This is a genomic window from Shewanella olleyana (genome assembly GCF_023283825.1).
GTDB lineage: Bacteria > Pseudomonadota > Gammaproteobacteria > Enterobacterales > Shewanellaceae > Shewanella > Shewanella olleyana.
The window spans coordinates 43234-61669 of sequence record NZ_JAKILD010000020.1; the positions used below are offsets into that span (position 1 = coordinate 43234).

At 40.2% G+C, this 18436-nt stretch carries 18 protein-coding genes; 6 read left to right on the forward strand and 12 right to left on the reverse strand.

All coding sequences use genetic code 11. The features are described 5' to 3' along the window. Nucleotides 1-12: 12 nt before the first annotated feature. The 3 genes from rsmG to mioC form a co-directional block, all read right to left on the reverse strand. Nucleotides 13-633, reverse strand: coding sequence for a 16S rRNA (guanine(527)-N(7))-methyltransferase RsmG (rsmG, locus tag L2735_RS14600; protein WP_248985414.1), 621 nt, complete (start codon nt 631-633; stop codon nt 13-15). 119 nt (nt 634-752) lie between these two features. Then, nucleotides 753-2642, reverse strand: a complete 1890-nt coding sequence (gene mnmG / locus L2735_RS14605) for a tRNA uridine-5-carboxymethylaminomethyl(34) synthesis enzyme MnmG (protein ID WP_248985415.1) — start codon at nt 2640-2642, stop codon at nt 753-755. Between the two features lie 475 nt (nt 2643-3117). Then, complete coding sequence (mioC, locus tag L2735_RS14610) at nt 3118-3561, reverse strand: FMN-binding protein MioC (protein ID WP_248985416.1); 444 nt, start codon at nt 3559-3561, stop codon at nt 3118-3120. 126 nt (nt 3562-3687) lie between these two features. Here mioC and L2735_RS14615 point away from each other — a divergent pair, with 126 nt between their 5' ends. After that, a complete protein-coding gene (locus tag L2735_RS14615) occupies nt 3688-5052 on the forward strand; it encodes an alanine/glycine:cation symporter family protein (RefSeq protein WP_248985417.1) in 1365 nt (454 codons plus the stop codon). Between the two features lie 83 nt (nt 5053-5135). On the opposite strand, the gene fghA is transcribed toward L2735_RS14615, so the two are convergent. Both fghA and L2735_RS14625 read right to left on the reverse strand, forming a co-directional pair. Next, nucleotides 5136-5981: an S-formylglutathione hydrolase gene (gene fghA / locus L2735_RS14620; RefSeq protein ID WP_248985418.1), complete on the reverse strand. Its 846-nt coding sequence runs from the start codon at nt 5979-5981 to the stop codon at nt 5136-5138. A gap of 83 nt (nt 5982-6064) precedes the next feature. Next, a complete protein-coding gene (locus L2735_RS14625) occupies nt 6065-7195 on the reverse strand; it encodes an S-(hydroxymethyl)glutathione dehydrogenase/class III alcohol dehydrogenase (protein ID WP_248985419.1) in 1131 nt (376 codons plus the stop codon). A gap of 143 nt (nt 7196-7338) precedes the next feature. Here L2735_RS14625 and L2735_RS14630 point away from each other — a divergent pair, with 143 nt between their 5' ends. The 3 genes from L2735_RS14630 (at nt 7339) to ardB (ending at nt 10347) form a co-directional block, all read left to right on the forward strand. Continuing rightward, entirely contained in the window at nt 7339-8214 is an 876-nt protein-coding gene (locus L2735_RS14630) for a LysR substrate-binding domain-containing protein (RefSeq protein WP_248985420.1), read from the forward strand. 233 nt (nt 8215-8447) lie between these two features. After that, nucleotides 8448-9968 carry an acrylate reductase flavoprotein subunit ArdA gene (gene ardA, locus L2735_RS14635; protein WP_248985421.1) on the forward strand — a complete coding sequence of 507 codons (1521 nt, stop codon included), beginning with the start codon at nt 8448-8450 and terminating at the stop codon, nt 9966-9968. Between the two features lie 25 nt (nt 9969-9993). Continuing rightward, a complete protein-coding gene (ardB, locus tag L2735_RS14640) occupies nt 9994-10347 on the forward strand; it encodes an acrylate reductase cytochrome subunit ArdB (RefSeq protein WP_248985422.1) in 354 nt (117 codons plus the stop codon). A 146-nt stretch (nt 10348-10493) separates the two neighbouring features. Here the strand turns inward: ardB and L2735_RS14645 are convergent, their stop codons facing one another. Then, the gene (locus L2735_RS14645) at nt 10494-11363 is read right to left on the reverse strand and encodes a LysR family transcriptional regulator (protein ID WP_248985423.1); all 870 of its coding nucleotides are present in this window, start codon (nt 11361-11363) and stop codon (nt 10494-10496) included. A 134-nt stretch (nt 11364-11497) separates the two neighbouring features. On the opposite strand from L2735_RS14645, the gene L2735_RS14650 reads away from it, so the two are divergent. Next, the gene (locus L2735_RS14650; RefSeq protein WP_248985424.1) at nt 11498-12145 is read left to right on the forward strand and encodes a TetR/AcrR family transcriptional regulator; all 648 of its coding nucleotides are present in this window, start codon (nt 11498-11500) and stop codon (nt 12143-12145) included. Nucleotides 12146-12162: 17 nt separating this feature from the next. Here the strand turns inward: L2735_RS14650 and L2735_RS14655 are convergent, their stop codons facing one another. The 6 genes from L2735_RS14655 to rpmH form a co-directional block, all read right to left on the reverse strand. Continuing rightward, complete coding sequence (locus L2735_RS14655; protein ID WP_248985425.1) at nt 12163-12771, reverse strand: 3'-5' exonuclease; 609 nt, start codon at nt 12769-12771, stop codon at nt 12163-12165. Between the two features lie 5 nt (nt 12772-12776). Further along, complete coding sequence (mnmE, locus tag L2735_RS14660) at nt 12777-14135, reverse strand: tRNA uridine-5-carboxymethylaminomethyl(34) synthesis GTPase MnmE (RefSeq protein ID WP_248985426.1); 1359 nt, start codon at nt 14133-14135, stop codon at nt 12777-12779. A gap of 82 nt (nt 14136-14217) precedes the next feature. Then, the gene (gene yidC / locus L2735_RS14665; RefSeq protein ID WP_248985427.1) at nt 14218-15846 is read right to left on the reverse strand and encodes a membrane protein insertase YidC; all 1629 of its coding nucleotides are present in this window, start codon (nt 15844-15846) and stop codon (nt 14218-14220) included. A gap of 3 nt (nt 15847-15849) precedes the next feature. Then, nucleotides 15850-16104: a membrane protein insertion efficiency factor YidD gene (gene yidD, locus L2735_RS14670; protein ID WP_248985428.1), complete on the reverse strand. Its 255-nt coding sequence runs from the start codon at nt 16102-16104 to the stop codon at nt 15850-15852. Then, nucleotides 16071-16427 (reverse strand): ribonuclease P protein component, encoded by a 357-nt coding sequence (rnpA, locus tag L2735_RS14675; RefSeq protein ID WP_248985429.1) that lies wholly within the window; start codon nt 16425-16427, stop codon nt 16071-16073. The genes yidD and rnpA overlap by 34 nt, the downstream gene beginning before the upstream one ends. 16 nt (nt 16428-16443) lie before the next feature. Further along, on the reverse strand, nt 16444-16581 hold the full coding sequence (rpmH, locus tag L2735_RS14680) for a 50S ribosomal protein L34 (protein WP_011867659.1): 138 nt from the start codon (nt 16579-16581) through the stop codon (nt 16444-16446). A 448-nt stretch (nt 16582-17029) separates the two neighbouring features. Between rpmH and dnaA the strand changes: the two genes are divergently transcribed. After that, entirely contained in the window at nt 17030-18418 is a 1389-nt protein-coding gene (gene dnaA / locus L2735_RS14685) for a chromosomal replication initiator protein DnaA (RefSeq protein ID WP_248985430.1), read from the forward strand. Nucleotides 18419-18436 lie beyond the last annotated feature (18 nt).

Genomic DNA, 18436 nt, shown 5'->3' on the forward strand with positions numbered 1-18436 from the left:
TTGTAAGTGCGATTATTTTTTCGCTAGCTTTAACAGATGTCTTTGCTCATCTAACTTTGGTACTTTCAATGTGATGGTTTCTACCACATCAAATCCAGCAGGAATATTGGTTAATTCAGCATCACTCAATTGACCTTTAAGTGCATAAAACTGACCATGTTCGGCTGGTAAGTGGTGACACCAACTCAGCATATCTTCAATTGAAGCAAAAGCGCGACTGATCACACCATCAAACTTTTGCTCAGGTTCATACGCCTCAACACGGCTTTCAACTGAAGTAATGTTATTGATCTTCAATTCAAACTGAACTTGCTTTTGAAAACGGATCCGCTTGCCTAAGCTATCCAATAAAACAAATTCTTTATCTGGATTTAAAATTGCTAGTGGGATCCCAGGTAAGCCTGGTCCAGTGCCAACATCAATGAATCTTTGTCCCTTAAGATAAGGAGAAACCACCAAACTGTCCATAACATGACGGATTAACATCTGTTCAGGATCTCTGACTGAAGTCAGGTTATAGGCTTTATTCCATTTATTTAGCATGGTAACAAACCCAACCAATTGTTGCTGTTGAGTTTCAGTCGCTGAAATATTGGTTTCAGCTAGATAAGTTTTAAGTTGATCGGCTAACACGCTAAGTGACCTCAAAATCAAAGGGAATCATAAATCATCGGGTATTATGAATGGCAGAAATGACTAAGGGAAGCCTCAAAGCTTCCCTTATTAGTTAAAACACAACTTTTTACTGGTAATTAAGCACTTTTACGCAATAAACCACGCTTTTTAAGGTGAACCAGTAAAATTGAAATTGCCGCAGGCGTCATTCCAGAGATCCGAGAAGCTTGGCCAATGGTTTCTGGCTTATGCTCATTCATCTTAGCGATCACTTCGTTCGATAAGCCCGCGACTTCTTGATAATCAAGATCCAAGGGTAAATTGGTTGTTTCATGGCGTATGGCTTTATCGATCTCACCTTGTTGTCTTTGGATATAACCAGAATACTTCACTTGGATCTGAACTTGCTCTGCAGCACGTGCATCTTCAATCGCAGGACCAAAACCTTCTAAGCTCATTAATTTTTTGTAATCCATTTCAGGACGACGCAATAAGTCTTCAAATGAGGCTTCACGAGAAATCGGAGTATTTAACTCAGGGTTTAATACATCTAGCAAAGGCGAATTATTATGAACCCAATTACTGCGTAAGCGCTGTAATTCAGTTTCAATCGATTCTCTTTTTTCGCTAAATTTCTGCCAACGTTCATCATCAACTAAGCCAAGTTCACGGCCTTTTTCAGTCAAACGTAAATCAGCATTATCTTCACGGAGTAATAATCGATACTCGGCGCGGCTGGTAAACATACGGTATGGCTCTTTTGTGCCAAGCGTCGATAAATCATCAACTAACACACCGATATAAGCTTGATCACGTCTTGGGCACCAAACTTCTTTGCCTTGAACTTGCAAGGATGCGTTCATACCAGCAAGTAACCCCTGAGCACCCGCTTCTTCATAACCAGTGGTACCGTTGATTTGTCCAGCAAAGAACAAACCATCAATATTTTTTGTTTCTAACGAGTTTTTAAGATCTCGTGGATCAAAATAATCATACTCAATGGCATAACCAGGTCGAATGATCTCAGCATTTTCCATGCCTTGAATTGATCGAACTAAATTTAATTGCACGTCAAAAGGTAAGCTGGTTGAGATCCCATTTGGGTAGATCTCATTAGTCGTTAACCCTTCAGGTTCAATAAAAATCTGATGGGAATTTTTGTCAGCAAATCGATTAATTTTATCTTCGATTGATGGACAATACCTTGGACCAATACCTTCAATCACCCCTGAATACATTGGGCTACGATCAAGTCCACCACGAATAATATCGTGAGTTTTTTCATTGGTATGGGTGATAAAACAAGAGACTTGCTGCGGATGTTGGTTTACATCACCGATAAATGACATTACAGGTAATGGATCATCACCTTTCTGCTCTTGCATTTTATCAAAATCAATGGTGTTGGCATCGATTCTTGGTGGAGTCCCCGTTTTAAGGCGTCCAACTCGGATCGGTAGTTCTTTCAATCGGTTTGCCAATGCTATTGCTGGTGGATCACCAGCTCGTCCACCACTGTAATTCTCTAATCCAATATGGATTTTACCGCTTAGGAAAGTACCAGTAGTTAACACTACACTTGGCGACTCAAATGCTAATCCCATCTGAGTGACAACACCAATAACTTTATTATTTTCAACAACTAAATCATCTACAGCTTGCTGAAAAATACGTAAATTGGGTTGATGTTGAAGAATTTGCTGAATTTTTTGACGATAAAGCGCTCGGTCTGCTTGTGCACGAGTCGCTCTAACCGCTGGGCCTTTGCTCGAATTTAAGGTTCTAAATTGAATACCTGCGAAGTCAGTGGCTGTTGCCATTGCACCACCTAAAGCATCAATTTCTTTAACCAAATGGCCTTTACCAATCCCGCCAATGGCTGGGTTACAAGACATTTGTCCAAGGGTATCGATATTGTGAGTCAGTAATAGGGTTTTTGATCCCATTCTTGCTGCTGCAAGTGCCGCTTCCGTTCCGGCATGACCACCACCAACAACAATAACATCAAACCGTTCATGAAAATGCATTTTGTAACCTTGGGTAAAAGTAATTTTATAATTTACAAATAAATTAGATTTTAAAATCGACAGACTGTATCAGCCGAGTATTTTAGCACTTGCTTTGCCTTTCGGGAATGATCAATTTTCTCAATTTGATCAGACCAGCTTCGCTTAATAGATCTTAAGATCTTTAAATAGATCTTTTTATTACTGTTACTATTAGGATCGAGGTTTTCTGTGGAAAAGCCTATTTATCTTTAATAATCATAAGTTAACGAGAAAATGATCCTGTGATCTAGCTGCGATCTAAATCAATATATCTTGGGGATAGATCGCCTACTTATCCACAGGGGTGATCATTAGTGAGATCAGCTGTGGATCAATACAAAGTTATGATCGGATAAAATAATAGCTTATCCACATAGTTATCTTTTAAATTAACTTATTGTGGATAAGATTAACTATTACTGTGAGTATAAATAAAGATATTAAAAGATTAGATCTACTTAATATCAGTTTGCCACTCTGATAACCAAGCTAAAGCAGCATCTTCAGGTACAGGATCCATTTGTACATCAACTTGGATCTTATTCACAATTGCTTCTGCATGTAAAAGATCGAGTTGAGAAATTATTTTTTCAGGGCCTTGGCAAAAAGTGTCGTAGCTTGAATCACCAATGGCACATAATGCGTATTTTAATGAACTGAGATCTTCATTTGTGCTGATCAATTGCTGATAAAAAGGATCAATATTGTCTGGAAGATCGCCTGCTCCATGTGTAGAACAAACAATGATCCACAGTGAATTAAGGTCTAAATCGGTTAGATTTGGGCTTAAATGTATCGTTATTTGATGACCTAAATTGGTTAATTGAGCAGCCATATCGTCTGCTACATATTCAGTTCCGCCTTGTGTCGTACCCACTAATATCTCTATTTTTGCCATGTTAATACCTAAGTTTGATCATTATTCGCCGTTGCTTAAGTCATAGTTTACGCAGATTTGCCATTGCACAAAGCGGTTTTTGTCCGTATTTTCAAAGATAACTTTTAACAAACTTGTAACTTACTTATGTCTCTAGTTTCAATTACGGCTGAAATTGCTGATTTAGCATGGGGGCCACACATGCTGGTTCTTTTAGTCGGTGGTGGCTTATTTTTCCTTATTTATTCTAGGTTTATCCCATTTCGTTATATAGGGCATGCCATCAATATTGTCCGTGGAAAACATCCAGATAAAGGAGCTGAAGGGCATATTAGCCATGCTGGAGCTTTATCTAGTGCCATGGCGGGTACTGTGGGTATGGGCAATATAGGCAGTGTGGCCGTTGCTATTATGGTCGGCGGTCCAGGGGCTATTTTTTGGATGTGGATCAGCGCTATTGTCGGTATGGCAACGAAGTTTTTTACTTGTACTTTAGCCATTATGTATCGTGGTAAAGATGAGAATGGTGATGTGCAGGGTGGTCCCATGTACATCATTACTCAAGGTTTATCGAAAAAGTGGCATTTTCTAGCGGTGTTTTTTTGTGTTGTAGGCCTAGTAGGTAACTTTCCGTTATTTAATTCAAATCAATTAGTGCAGATTATTCGTGAGTGGTTAATTGTAAAACCTGGTCATTTCCCTGCTAATGAATCTACTTTTTGGGTCGATTTATCGTTAGGGATTGTGGTGATGTTGGTTGTTGCTAGCGTTATTTTAGGCGGGATCAAACGAATAGCCTCTGTTGCATCTAAAGTGGTGCCGTTAATGATCTTCATTTATATGAGCTGCGCCTTTTATGTTATTGCCACTCATTTAGAGGATGTTCCTGGTTACTTTGAGTTAATCATTACCGAAGCTTTTTCACTAAATTCAGTGGGTGGTGGCATATTAGGCACCATGTTGATTGGTATACGTCGCGCTGCGTTCTCAAACGAAGCGGGTATTGGTACTGAAGTGATGGCACATGGTAGTGCTAAAACCAATGAGCCGGTAAAAGAAGGGCTTGTTGCTATGCTTGGCCCCGCAATCGATACCTTAATAGTGTGCACGGCCACCGCGATGATCATTCTTATTTCTGGAGTTTGGCAAGGCACTGAAGCTGAAGGGGTAAACCTGTCTGCACAAGCGTTTGAAATAACGATGCCTGGAGTCGGGCCTTATTTACTGATCCTGTGTGTTGTCTTTTTCAGTATTAGTACCATTTTTACGCAGGCTTTTTATGGCGGGCAATGTTTTGCCTTTTTATTTGGTCGTCAGCGGTTACGTTATTACCAATACTTCTTTTTATGTGCAATTTTATTTGCTGCAACGGCCAGTTTACGCGAAATTGTCAATATTATTGATGCGGCATATGCATTAATGGCTATGCCTACTATGACATCAGCTATTTTATTAGCGCCAAAAGTCAGACAAGCATCGAAACTGTATTTTGCTAAACTTAAAGCTAACTAAATGAATTAATTGTCATTTAAATATAATAAAAAGGAGTGAGTCTGTTAAGGCTCACTCCTTTTTTATTCAACAGCTTTAAAGCTTCACTCTGCTAACAAGTATTCACCATGGAAACGAAGGTGCTCTTCAATGAAACTACTAATAAAGAAGTAACTATGATCATAACCTTGCTGCATGCGTAAAGTCAGTGGGTAGTTCTTTATTTTAGCAGCATCAACTAAGGTTTCTGGCTTCAGTTGTTCTTCAAGGAAGTTATCGTCAGTGCCTTGATCCACCAGCATAGGTACGGTTGAATTTGATGCTTTGATTAGCTCAACGCTGTCATATTCAAGCCAATCTTGTTTATCTTGACCTAAATAACCATTAAATGCTTTCAATCCCCATGGGCAATCGATCGGATGACAAATAGGACTAAACGCTGATATGGACTGATATCGATCGGCATTTTTAAGACCAATCGTTATGGCGCCATGTCCGCCCATTGAGTGACCGCTTATACTGCGCTTATCAGTGACAGGAAAATGTTGTTCGACCAATTTAGGTAATTCATGCACAACATAGTCATACATTTGATAATGAGTATTAAAGGGAGCTTGGGTGGCATTTAAATAAAAGCCAGCACCTAAACCAAAATCATAAGCGCCATCGGTATCATCAGCGACATTCTCTCCACGCGGGCTAGTATCTGGTGCGACAATGGCAATGCCAAGTTCAGCTGCAATGCGTTGAATGCCGGACTTTTGCATCACATTTTCATCAGTACAAGTGAGTCCTGATAACCAATAAAGTACGGGGACTTTTTGGGTCGCCGCTTGCGGTGGTAAATAAATAGCAAAACGCATACTGCAATTTACCGTAGTTGAAGTATGGGTGTATTGCTTCAACCATCCGCCAAACACTTTATTACTGCTGATATTTTCAATGGTCATTCGAGATCCTTTTACAGGCCATGTTGCTGACACCAACTAAACCTAATCAGATGAAGTTGGCGCCATTCTATTGAACTAAATATTTACTTTTCGAAATGAATCACTGAGCGAATACTTTCGCCGCTGTGCATTAGATCGAAAGCATCATTAATACCTTCTAGGCCCATAGTATGGGTAATAAAGTGATCAAGTTTAAACTCACCATTTAGATACTGATCAACAATACCTGGTAATTCACTGCGACCTTTAACACCACCAAATGCGCTGCCTTTCCAAACTCGACCAGTAACTAATTGGAATGGACGAGTAGAAATTTCTTGGCCAGCACCTGCTACACCAATAATGACTGATTCGCCCCAGCCTTTATGACAACACTCAAGTGCGCTGCGCATAACGTTGACGTTACCGATACATTCAAATGAGAAATCTACACCGCCATCAGTGAGTTCAACAATCACATCTTGGATAGGCTTGTCGTAGTTTTTAGGGTTAATACAATCTGTGGCGCCAAGTTTAGTGGCCAGTTCAAATTTAGATTCGTTGAGATCAATACCAATAATACGTGATGCACCAGCCATGGTTGCGCCAATAATGGCCGATAAACCAATGCCACCGAGACCAAAAATTGCAACCGTATCGCCTTTTTGAACTTTAGCCGTATTCAGTACTGCGCCCATACCTGTCGTTACACCACAACCTAATAAACACACTTCTTCAAGAGGCGCATCTTTATTAACTTTTGCTAGTGAAATTTCAGGTAGTACTGTGTATTCAGAGAATGTTGAACAACCCATATAATGGAATATTGGTTCACCATCTTTATAAAAGCGTGTGGTGCCATCTGGCATTAAGCCTTTACCTTGAGTCTCGCGAACCGCGCTACAAAGGTTAGTTTTACCTGATGTACAGAATTTACACTTGCCACATTCAGCCGTATAAAGCGGAATAACATGGTCGCCAACTTTTACGCTGGTTACGCCTTCGCCGACCATTTCTACAATACCACCACCTTCATGGCCAAGAATCGCTGGGAACACGCCTTCAGGATCATCACCTGATAACGTAAATGCATCAGTATGACAAACACCTGAAGCGATAATCTTAACCATGACTTCGCCAGCTTTAGGGTACATAACATCGACTTCTTCAACTGATAACGGTTGACCTGGTCCCCATGCTACAGCGGCTTTTGACTTAATAAATTGTGCTGACATTATGTTTGTCCTTTTTTAATGACGTTCGATAAAAGCAATCTACTTAGTGTAGATGTGATTTTGTATTAATAGAGCTATTGTATTTATTTTCTGTCAGTTGATAATAAGCTTAAATAACAAATGACTTTTACGAGTGAGTAATAATGCTGCCATGGGAAGGTGTTTATGAGTTTGTCGCAGTCGCTGAAACCGACAGTTTTACCGCGGCAGGAAAGCGATTGTCTATTTCGACAGCTCAAGTTAGTCGCCAAATCAGTCAAATTGAGAATAGGTTAAATACTAAACTGTTTTACCGCACTACAAGAAAAGTCTCGCTTACTGAAGAAGGCCAAGTTTTCTACCGTCATTGCCGGCAAGTCATAGATGGACTTGAAGAGGCTGAACGGGCTATTAGTAGTTTACAAAATAAACCCCAAGGTTTAATTAAGCTGACAGCACCAGTGACCTATGGTGAAAAATTTATCATGCCGATAGTGACGGATTACATGCAACAGCATCCAGATGTTGAAGTCATCTGTGAACTCACCAATCGACAATTAGATTTAGTCGAAGGTGGTTATGACTTGGCTATTCGATTAGGGCGATTAGCAGACTCAAGCATGATGGCAAAAAAACTCACCAGTCGTGAGCAGTTTGTTTGCGCAGCTCCAGAATATATTAATCGCTTTGGTGCACCCTATACTTTATCTGAGCTGAGTCAGCATAACTGTTTAATAGGTTCTCAGCCTCACTGGCATTTTAATGAGTCAGGTAAAGACAGAAGTATAAAGGTGCAGGGCAACTTGCAGTGTAGCAGTGGCATAAGTTTGCTTGATGCTGCATTAAAAGGTTTAGGTATTGTGCAGCTACCTGGTTATTACGTTAAGCAGGCCATTGCTGATAATAAATTAAACGTACTGTTAGCTTCATTTCAGCAAGAGCAAGAAGGTATTTGGGCTCTATATCCACACAATCGTCATTTATCGCCAAAAGTCAGGCTACTGGTGGATAAGCTGACCGAGTGCCTTTCGCAAAAATGATTTTTGCTACTTCAAAAATGGTTTGCTTTACCATTTAGCTAATAAATCCTAATTAACGATTTGGAATAAGTTCCAAATCGCTATCTTACGTCCATATTTGTTTAAAATATGAGCTCCAGTTAACTTTTGTAAATCTACTCCTTTAGATATATCTAACTGCTGTTTAATTCCCTTTTTGGAATTGATTCCATCTTTATGATGGTTAGGTCAATTTAAACAAAGGGTGATGACCTATGAGTAATGTAGATCTGTTAGGACGCCGTAAATTTATCGCGGGTTTAGGCGCTGCAGCGGGTGCTGCAATGGTAGCTCCAGCGATGGCTGTTTCTGAAAAAACGGACGGTGTTAAGTGGGATAAAGAAGTTGAAATCGTTATTATTGGTTCTGGATTTGCTGGCTTAGCTGCAGGGATTGAGGCAACAAAACTGGGCGCAAAAGATGTCCATATTTTTGAAAAAATGTCTTACTTTGGTGGTAATTCAGCGATTAATGGTGGCTTATTTGCAGCACCAGGAACGCCAATGCAATCTAAAGAAGGCGTAAAAGATTCTGTTGATCGCATGGTCGCTGATCAAATGGCTGCTGGACGTGGTATTGCCGATGAAGCATTACTTCGCCATGTTGCTGAGCATGCAATGGAAGCTTTACAAATGACTTTTGATGCGGGCTCTGAGTACCATCCATATCTGCAACAGCTTGGTGGTCATTCTGTTGCACGTACTTACCAAACAACCGTGAGTTGTGGTGCGGGTATTACCCAACCTTTATTACATAAGTGTCGTGATTTGGGTGTTCATACTCATAACCGCTCTAAGTTTGAAGGTTTCTTGATTGGTGGTAACGGCGAAGTTCTTGGCGTTAAAATGCGTGATAACTACCACTTTGATGAAGAGCAGCCAGGTAAAGTCATTAATATTCGTGCCAAACGTGGTGTGATTATGGCAACAGGTGGTTTTGCTCAAAACGTTAATCTTCGCATGGCGCAAGATCCAACATTAACCTCAGAAGTAGGTTGTACCAATGCCCCAGGTGCTACAGGTGAAGGCATGTATGAAATGTTCCGCTTAGGTGCAGTACCTGTTCATTTAGCTCATATTCAATCAGGTCCATGGGCATCACCTGATGAAGGTGGTTTTGGTTACGTGTCTAACTATTCTATTTACAATTTCCCTCATTCAATTGCGATTAACCGTTTAACAGGTAAACGCTTTATGAACGAAATTGCTGACCGTAAAACGCGTGCCGATGCCGAGCTTGCATGTCGTGATGAAAAAGGAAATGCACTACCTCCAATCTTAATCACCAGTTATAAGGATTCTAAAAAGCACCCTAATACTAAGAAAGTGATTAAGTACAATGTGGGCTGGAAGTTTGATTCTATTGAAGAACTTGCCTCTCATTTTAATGTACCAACTAAAGCACTTAAAACCCAAATTGAAGAATATAACCAGTACGTTAAGTCAGGTGAAGATACTCAATTTGGCAAGAATATGACCAAGGCGAAAGACAAGTATATTGAAGCACCGTTTACCGTTGTTCGTTTATGGCCAAAAGTGCATTACTGCCAAGGTGGTGTGCAAATTACAACTAAAGCAGAAGTAAAAGACAGCTTTACTGGTAATCCTATTGCTGGTTTATATGCCGCTGGTGAAGTGTGTGGTGGTATCCATGGTGTGAGTCGTTTAGGTAGTTGTTCTATTCCTGAATGTATGGTCATGGGAATGACAGCCGCCCGCAGCATGATGAAAGCTTAGCCCCAAAACACAAGAGGAATTATTGATGAAAACATTAAAGATGATGCTTGCAATGGGTTTACTTTGTTTAAGCAGTGCAGCCGTTCAAGCGGTAGAAATTAGAGATCATCACCAAGAAGTGATTGGTAAAGATTGTAAAACCTGTCATGACAATGGCATTAAGCAATTTCCATCAGATCAAGCTTGTCAGCAGTGTCATGATGTAGATGAACTTGCTGAAACAACTGCTCGTAGTGAAGAAGATAAGTGGCAAAACCCACATAACAACTTACATTACGGTAAAGAGTTACCTTGTCAGGAATGTCATGGTGAACATAAAGCGAAAGAGCCGATTTGTAGTAACTGTCATACATTTAAGTATGATAAGCACAAAAAATAATACTTAACTGATACGCCTCAAAAGAAGATTGAATATTGAGTTTTAATTTCCCCATTTAAATTCATTTATGAAGTCTTTTGAAAGCCTCTAACCCGTTGGTTAGGGGCTTTTTTATGTTTAACTGTTTTTATAGATAAATAGATAGATTAGCTATCAGCCACTTCGGCTAAGTTCTCAACATTGGCTTTGATTAGGGTAATCAATTGTTGTGTTGCATCAGTTTGAGTATCAGGATTGAGGTATAGCGCTTCATTGAACACAGGTAAAATAGGCAGGCCATGTTCAATGGGATCTAATATTTGCATTTTGTCGCTGATCCGAAACTCTGCAACAGGTGCAATTGCCAGATCATTTTCGACGGCCATACATAATGCTTGTGGTGAAGGCGTTGATAATAATACGTTGATTGATCGCATTGTCAGCTGATGATTAGCGAACACTTGCGCACGAATAGGGCAGTTTTCTGGATAAAGTGCCATTGGAAGCACGTTACGCTTATGGGCATTGCCATTTTTGGCTGCGACCCAATGAAAGCGTCGTTCAAACAGTAATTCACCATTTGCAGGTGTTTGCCAATGAGTTGCTACAATGACGTCAAACTCGCCTTGCTGTAAGCGCTTATATAAATTTCCACTAACGTCAGTATCTATAACCAATTCAATACATGTGAATTCACGAATAAATTCTAATAAACAACTGCTCAAGTAACGTTTTATATAGTCTGTTGGCACACCAAGTCGAATGATTTCTCGATTTTGGCAATCTTTTAAATCATCTAAAGCCTTTGAATTGAGTTGCATCATTTTATAGGCGTAGTTAAGTAAAGTGACACCTGAATCGGTCAGCGTAACACCTTTGTTATCGCGGATTAATAATGGCTGGCCAACACTTTCTTCAAGCTTTTTAATTTGCAGACTTAATGCTGATTGGGTTCGACAAATCTGCTCAGCAGCTTTTGAAAGGTTGCCATTTTCGGCGACCGCGATGAAGCTTTCTAGTAATTCAATTTTTAACATTGGCTTTAGATAATCTGGCTATTGAGATTGATCATAGTGGTATCAGTATTACTTAATATCGAAAACGTAAAAAGCTTGTTATCGTGTGAATGTGAACTGGTAACATATTTTTCATTCAAAGTAAGGGATACATCATGAGTACTTGGCAGCAAAGAGGAGAATACCTAGTCGAAGTATCTCAGCGTTGTTTAAGAGGGCATAAAACATTTGATTTATGTCGTTCACATTTAGTTCAAGCTAGCCAAATATCTAAGGGGACTATTTATAATCACTTCCCTACAGAGGCTGATTTAATGGTTGCTGTAGCAATTCATGATTTAAATCGTTGGAGTGTTCAGGCTGCACTTGATGAACAACATTATCAAGACCCGCTTATTCAGTTTTTAGCTCATCAATGTTGGCGTTTACACGATACCTTAGTTAATAAAACCTTTGTCATTGAAAGAGTCATGCCTAACTCTGATGTTTTATCTCAAGCTAGTGAGGTGTATCAGGTAGCTTATCAGCAAAGTTACGATGCTTATTTTTTATGGTTTCATGGAATTATTGCAAAAATAGGCAAGGTTGAAGGCTTTAATCGTGATGAATTAGTGATGAGCTACTTACGTGGTGCGATGATTAATTGTGATGATGCAGATAAGGACGGAAATGATGTTCAGCTATATTATCAATACTGTTATGCCATCGTTCAATTACTAGGGCACTCAGATAAAAGATTACCTGCTATTACTAAGTTTAAAGAATGGTTAAGTAAAATGCCGCAACATCAAACTGCGGCATAAGGTATTTAATTTTAAGATTATTGCGTCAAAAAGGCCATGACTTTCGCTTTTGGCATACCAGTAATCTTTTGAATCTTATCAAATGTGACTTCTTGGTTGGGACTATATTGCTCAATGGTATTAAGTTGATGCAGCCATAAATGTCCTGTCATGGTGGCATCTGCTAATGCTCTATGAAAAACACCATCATTAGGTAGTTGATGGTAATCAACCAAGGTCCCTAATTTATGATTAGGCGCTTCTTGGTTAATTCTGCGTGATAACAATAAAGAACAAGAAAATTGTCCTGAATATCGATGATTAATTCGCTCGAACTCTGCATCTAAAAACTTCTTATCAAAGCTAGCGTTATGGGCTACTAGGTTGAAGTCTCCAATAAAATCAGCAAAGCGTGCCATGACAGTTTCGCAATCATCGGCTGTTTGCAGCATTTGATTGCTAATACCTGTGTAGTTTTCAATAAAACTATTTACCCGACGTCCTGGGTTCATTAATTCTTGAAACGAGTCTACTACAACTCCATTCACCAGCTTAACAGCGCCAATTTCAATGGCTCTATCAGCGTTATCAGGTGATAAGCCGGTGGTCTCGAAATCGAGTACGATAACGGTATTTGCTAAACTCATAAGGGCTATTTACCAATACAAAAAGAACTAAAGATTTTGCCAAGTAAATCATCTGAGGTGAACTTACCGGTAATTTCAGAGAGGGCCATTTGTGCCATACGCAGTTCTTCTGCTAACAATTCACCGGCTAAATACACTTCCAGTTGCTCTTTTCCTAACTGCAAGTGACTTGAAGCTAAGTCTAATGCTTCCAAATGACGACGACGGGCGATGAACCCACCTTCAAGGTTACTTTGGTAGCCCATGAGAGTCTTAAGATGTTGTTTAAGCTCTTCAACACCTAAACCTGTTTTAGCTGAAATGCGGTAAACGTTATAACCGTGCTCATCAGTCGTCATAACTGGCTCGCCGGTTAAATCGGCTTTATTACGTACAACGGTGACACCAAGTCTTGATGGCAGACGGTCTATAAAGTCAGGCCAAATATCATGTGGATTAACGTCGGTAGTCGTGGTGCCATCAACCATAAATAACACCCGATCAGCAGTGGCTATTTCATCCCATGCGCGCTCAATACCAATTTTTTCTACGGTATCAGCTGTGTCACGCAAACCTGCTGTATCGATAATATGCAGTGGCATGCCATCTAAATGGATGTGTTCGCGCAGTACATCACGGGTAGTTCCAGCAATTTCAGTCACAATAGCGGATTCTTTACCTGCTAATGCATTTAACAAGCTAGATTTACCCGCGTTAGGGCGACCCGCAATGACAACTTTCATGCCTTCACGAATAATAGAACCCTGTTTAGCACTGGCTTGGACAGAGTCGAGTTTATCGATGATTTTATACAGAGAATTAGCAATTTTACCGTCTGATAAAAAATCCACTTCTTCATCTGGGAAATCAATCGCTGCTTCAACGTATAAACGCAAATTAGTGACTTGTTCGACAAGTTGGTGGACTTCATCCGAGAACTCGCCTTGGAGCGAGTTTAACGCGCTCTTAGCGGCTTGTTCGCTGGTGGCATCAATTAAATCAGCAATGGCTTCTGCTTGGGTTAAATCAAGCTTATCGTTCATAAAGGCTTGCTCACTGAACTCACCTGGTTTAGCAATTCGAAGCCCATCAACTTCCATGACACGCTTAATCAGCATGTCTAATACTATTTGGCCGCCATGACCTTGCAGTTCCAATACATCTTCACCAGTAAAGGAGTTAGGTCCTTTAAAGAATAAGGCAATCCCTTGGTCAATGACTTCACCAGTCGCACTTTTAAAGTCACAGTAGTCGGCATAACGGGTTTTAGGTAAATGGCCTAAAACGCTTTGTGCGACTTCAGTTGCTTTATCACCTGATACACGAATGATACCGACGCCGCCACGACCTGGTGCGGTTGCTTGTGCCACGATAGTGTCTGTCATTGAAGAAAACCTTGTTGAAAATAGTAAAGGAAAAGGCGGCTTAATAGCCGCCTTTAAAGATTATATCAGTTCGAGCTATGACTTATTTTAAGCCTTTTTTCTCTAAACCGGCATAAATAATCTTTTGTTGTGTGATTGCCACTAAGTTACCAACTAACCAGTAAAGAACTAGTCCAGATGGGAACCATAGGAAGAACACAGTAAAGATAACTGGCATCCACTGCATCATTTTAACTTGCATAGGATCCATGGTTGGTGCCATTGGCTGCATTTTCTGCATTAACCACATAGACACACCCATTAATAACGGTAATACGTAGTAAGGATCTTGAACCGATAAATCGTCAATCCAAAGCATGAATGGTGCATGACGCAATTCATAACTTTCTAGTAGTACCCAATACAATGCGATGAAAATTGGCATTTGTAACAAGATAGGAAGACAGCCACCCATAGGGTTAACTTTCTCTTTCTTGTACAGTTCCATCATAGCTTGACCCATCTTCTGACGGTCATCACCAAAACGCTCTTTCAGCTCAGCAAGCTTTGGCTGTAGGTTACGCATTTTCGCCATTGAAGTGTATTGCGCTTTAGTCAGTGGGTATAAAAGACCACGTACAGATAGCGTAATTAAGATAATGGCCACACCCCAGTTAGTTACGATTGACTGGAAGAACATCAGTAACTTGTAGATAGGGATGGCTAACCACCAAAGGAAGCCGTAATCCACTACTAAGTTAAGTGTTTCTGAAATATCAGATAGGGCTTTTTGATCTTTAGGACCAACAAAGAACTGTGCACTAATGGTTTGTTGTGTACCAGGAGCAATATCATGTACTGCGCCGCGGAAACCAATGTTAGCTTGTCCACCAGCACTCATGCTTGTGAAAATAGTATTTGAGTCTGTTGCTGGTGGTACCCAAGCTGACACGTAGTAATGTTGAAGCATTGCTGCCCAACCGCCTAGTGTTTGTTGGTTTAGATTACTCTTAGCAATATCATCAAAATCATACTTTTCATAACGTACATCTTGAGTAGAGAATGCTGCACCACGGTAAGTCGGCATCATCATGCTACTTTCAGACTCTTGTACAGATTGTTTAATCTGACCGTACATTTGCATTTGAAGTGGCGCTGCAGTGGTGTTGTTTACGTTGTAATCAACTGTCACATCAAACTGACCACGAGTGAAAGTAAATACTTTGGTATAGCTTGCGCCATTTGCATCTACATAGCTTAATGGTACAGATAAAGTGTCTTGGCCAGCGGCTAACTCATATAGTTCAGACTCAGCAGAAAAATGCGCACGACCGTGAGTACTGCTATCAATACCATCACGTCCGATTAAGCCACTTTGAGAAATATAATTGAAAGAACCGTTTTGCTCTAACAGAACAAAAGCTTCTTCGCTATCGATTTCAACTTTATGGTCAACAAGTGCTGCATAAACAATATCACCACCGACTGGGTCGATTTTGATGTTTAGCTGATCAGTGTTAACTGTAATCAGATTTTGAGTCGCCGGTAATTGAACAGGCATGCTTGAATCAGCATCAGGTACATCGCCAATGTTTGACGAAGGTACGTTATTCGTTTGAACAACCGATTGCGTTGCTGTCGGTTGTGGAGCTTTATCGTCTTGCCATGCTTGCCAAAGTAAAAAGCTGACAAACAGTAGTGCGATAAGCATTAAATTGCGTTGAGATTCCATAGCCTATTTGTTACACCTGTCGTTTTTAGGGGGGACGGGATCACTTCCGCCGGGATGTAAAGGGTGACATTTTAGTATGCGTTTCGCTGCAAGCCAACAACCTTTCGCAGTTCCATGCGTTTTTATTGCTTCAATCGCATAATAAGAGCACGTTGGGTTGAATCTACAGCGAGGTCCCAGCATGGGGCTGATAAGAAGTTGATAACCACGAATAGCCTTGGTGGCTAGCCATTGTAACGGCGACTGAGTTTGCGCCATAACTTCTCTGTTAATTTATGTAGTTCTGCATTTTCCATATCGACCACGCCATTTCGAACCAAGACAACAATATCAAGGTTTGGTATGTCATGCTGACTTAAACGGAAATTTGTTCTGATTATTCGCTTAATACGATTACGGTCACTGGCATTTTTAACAAAACGTTTAGCAACTGTTAATCCAATACGAGGATGTTGTTCTGAATTGGGTATCGCGAGCAGAGTTATTTCAGCAGAAGATGCTTTGATGGGATTTGAAAATACAGCTTTAAATTGCGCGGGAGTTAACAGACGTAACTCCCGCGTAAAAGCATAGCTAGTCACTATGAATATCTACCGATTAAGCAGATAAACGAGCGCGACCTTTTGCACGACGACGTGCAATCACTTTACGGCCGCCTACAGTGGCCATACGTGCGCGGAAGCCGTGAGAACGCTTACGCTTCAGGTTGCTTGGTTGAAAAGTACGTTTACTCATTTTGGCAATCCGTATATTTAGTAGTTAATAAACCTTACATTCTTAAAATAAGAGGTAAGGGCAAAAAAGAGGCCGAATTGTAATCACTTTAATCACTACCGTCAACAAGGAAAGTAGCTATATGCACAATTTTTACCTAATTACTTTTCCGTTAAACTGCAAATATGTACCACAGGATGTGGATAACTCTGTGAATCAACACTACATGTTGTGGATCAAAGGCTGTTTAACTAGATCAAAGCGCGGCTATTATAGATCAAGAGTGATCGGTTAATAAAGCAGGATCTACGAACAAATACGATTAATTGGATCGTTTTTGATCTTTAAAGATCACAGATATCCACATACAATGATCCGGCTGGGGATAAATATTTTATTATCGATAGCGATCATTGAGATCTAACGATAGAATACCCCTCCTTCAACAAACGATATTAAGGAATATTAAGTGGCGGTTTCACTTTGGCAACAATGTATCGGCAGGCTGCAAGACGAACTTTCTGCGCAGCAATTCAGTATGTGGATCCGTCCGCTACAAGCTGAAATGGATGGCGATACTTTGGTACTTTATGCACCTAATCGTTTTGTACTCGATTGGGTTCGAGATAAGTATATCAATATCATTAATCAATTTTTTACAGAACAGTTAGGTGGAAATGCCCCTAAACTGCGCTTTGATATTGGTAGCCGTCCGTCAGCAGTAAAAAAACCTGCACCTGTAAAAGCAGAAGTAAGACCGACGCAAAGTACGCAAACTAAGCAACGTGTCAGTACTGCATTTAATACGCAAGCTGAGCCGATTGAGCATGCGAACCATCGCAGTAACATCAATCCGACTTATCAGTTTGATAATTTCGTTGAAGGTAAATCAAACCAATTAGGTAAAGCTGCTGCGCTTCAAGTGGCAGAAAATCCTGGCGGTGCTTACAACCCATTATTTTTATATGGCGGCACCGGTTTAGGTAAAACCCATTTACTTCATGCTGTGGGCAATGGAATTATTAAGAATAATCCCAATGCTAAAGTGGTTTACATGCACTCTGAACGTTTCGTTCAGGACATGGTTAAAGCACTTCAAAATAATGCGATTGAAGATTTCAAACGTTATTATCGCAGTGTTGATGCGCTTTTTATTGATGACATTCAATTCTTTGCCAATAAAGATCGTTCTCAAGAAGAGTTCTTCCATACCTTTAATGCGCTATTAGAAGGTAATCATCAGATCATCCTGACATCGGATAAATACCCGAAAGAAATTGACGGTGTTGAAGATCGTTTAAAATCTCGTTTTGGTTGGGGTCTTACGGTTGCGATTGAGCCTCCTGAACTTGAAACCCGTGTGGCGATCTTAATGCGTAAAGCTCAAGAGAGCGGTATTAACCTTCCTGATGAAGTGGCGTTCTTTATTGCTAAGCGCTTACGCTCAAATGTGCGTGAATTAGAAGGTGCATTAAACCGAGTTATTGCTAATGCTAACTTTACCGGCAGACCGATTACAATTGATTTTGTCCGCGAAGCATTACGTGATTTATTAGCGCTACAAGAGAAATTAGTGACGATTGATAATATTCAAAAGACCGTTGCTGAATACTACAAAATCAAAATGGCAGATATGCTATCTAAGCGTCGTTCTCGTAGTGTTGCGAGGCCTCGTCAAGTCGCAATGGCATTATCAAAAGAACTGACAAACCAAAGCTTACCTGAAATTGGGGACGCCTTTGGCGGTCGTGATCATACTACCGTACTACACGCATGCAGAAAAATTGCTCAATTGCGTGAAGAAAGTCATGACATTAAAGAAGATTATGCTAACTTGATACGTACATTATCTTCTTAATATCAGGAAATTGAGACG

What these genes read in the sequence shown, in the direction of transcription:
- L2735_RS14655 (WP_248985425.1), bottom strand. Translation starts at nt 12,771, where the DNA reads ATGAGTTTAGCAAATACCGTTATCGTACTCGATTTCGAGACCACCGGC.
- L2735_RS14625 (WP_248985419.1), bottom strand. Translation starts at nt 7,195, where the DNA reads ATGTCAGCACAATTTATTAAGTCAAAAGCCGCTGTAGCATGGGGACCA.
- yidC (WP_248985427.1), bottom strand. Translation starts at nt 15,846, where the DNA reads ATGGAATCTCAACGCAATTTAATGCTTATCGCACTACTGTTTGTCAGC.
- L2735_RS14615 (WP_248985417.1), top strand. Translation starts at nt 3,688, where the DNA reads ATGTCTCTAGTTTCAATTACGGCTGAAATTGCTGATTTAGCATGGGGG.
- yidD (WP_248985428.1), bottom strand. Translation starts at nt 16,104, where the DNA reads ATGGCGCAAACTCAGTCGCCGTTACAATGGCTAGCCACCAAGGCTATT.
- fghA (WP_248985418.1), bottom strand. Translation starts at nt 5,981, where the DNA reads ATGACCATTGAAAATATCAGCAGTAATAAAGTGTTTGGCGGATGGTTG.
- L2735_RS14650 (WP_248985424.1), top strand. Translation starts at nt 11,498, where the DNA reads ATGAGTACTTGGCAGCAAAGAGGAGAATACCTAGTCGAAGTATCTCAG.
- L2735_RS14630 (WP_248985420.1), top strand. Translation starts at nt 7,339, where the DNA reads ATGCTGCCATGGGAAGGTGTTTATGAGTTTGTCGCAGTCGCTGAAACC.
- L2735_RS14645 (WP_248985423.1), bottom strand. Translation starts at nt 11,363, where the DNA reads ATGTTAAAAATTGAATTACTAGAAAGCTTCATCGCGGTCGCCGAAAAT.
- ardB (WP_248985422.1), top strand. Translation starts at nt 9,994, where the DNA reads ATGAAAACATTAAAGATGATGCTTGCAATGGGTTTACTTTGTTTAAGC.
- mnmE (WP_248985426.1), bottom strand. Translation starts at nt 14,135, where the DNA reads ATGACAGACACTATCGTGGCACAAGCAACCGCACCAGGTCGTGGCGGC.
- mnmG (WP_248985415.1), bottom strand. Translation starts at nt 2,642, where the DNA reads ATGCATTTTCATGAACGGTTTGATGTTATTGTTGTTGGTGGTGGTCAT.
- rpmH (WP_011867659.1), bottom strand. Translation starts at nt 16,581, where the DNA reads ATGAGTAAACGTACTTTTCAACCAAGCAACCTGAAGCGTAAGCGTTCT.
- ardA (WP_248985421.1), top strand. Translation starts at nt 8,448, where the DNA reads ATGAGTAATGTAGATCTGTTAGGACGCCGTAAATTTATCGCGGGTTTA.
- mioC (WP_248985416.1), bottom strand. Translation starts at nt 3,561, where the DNA reads ATGGCAAAAATAGAGATATTAGTGGGTACGACACAAGGCGGAACTGAA.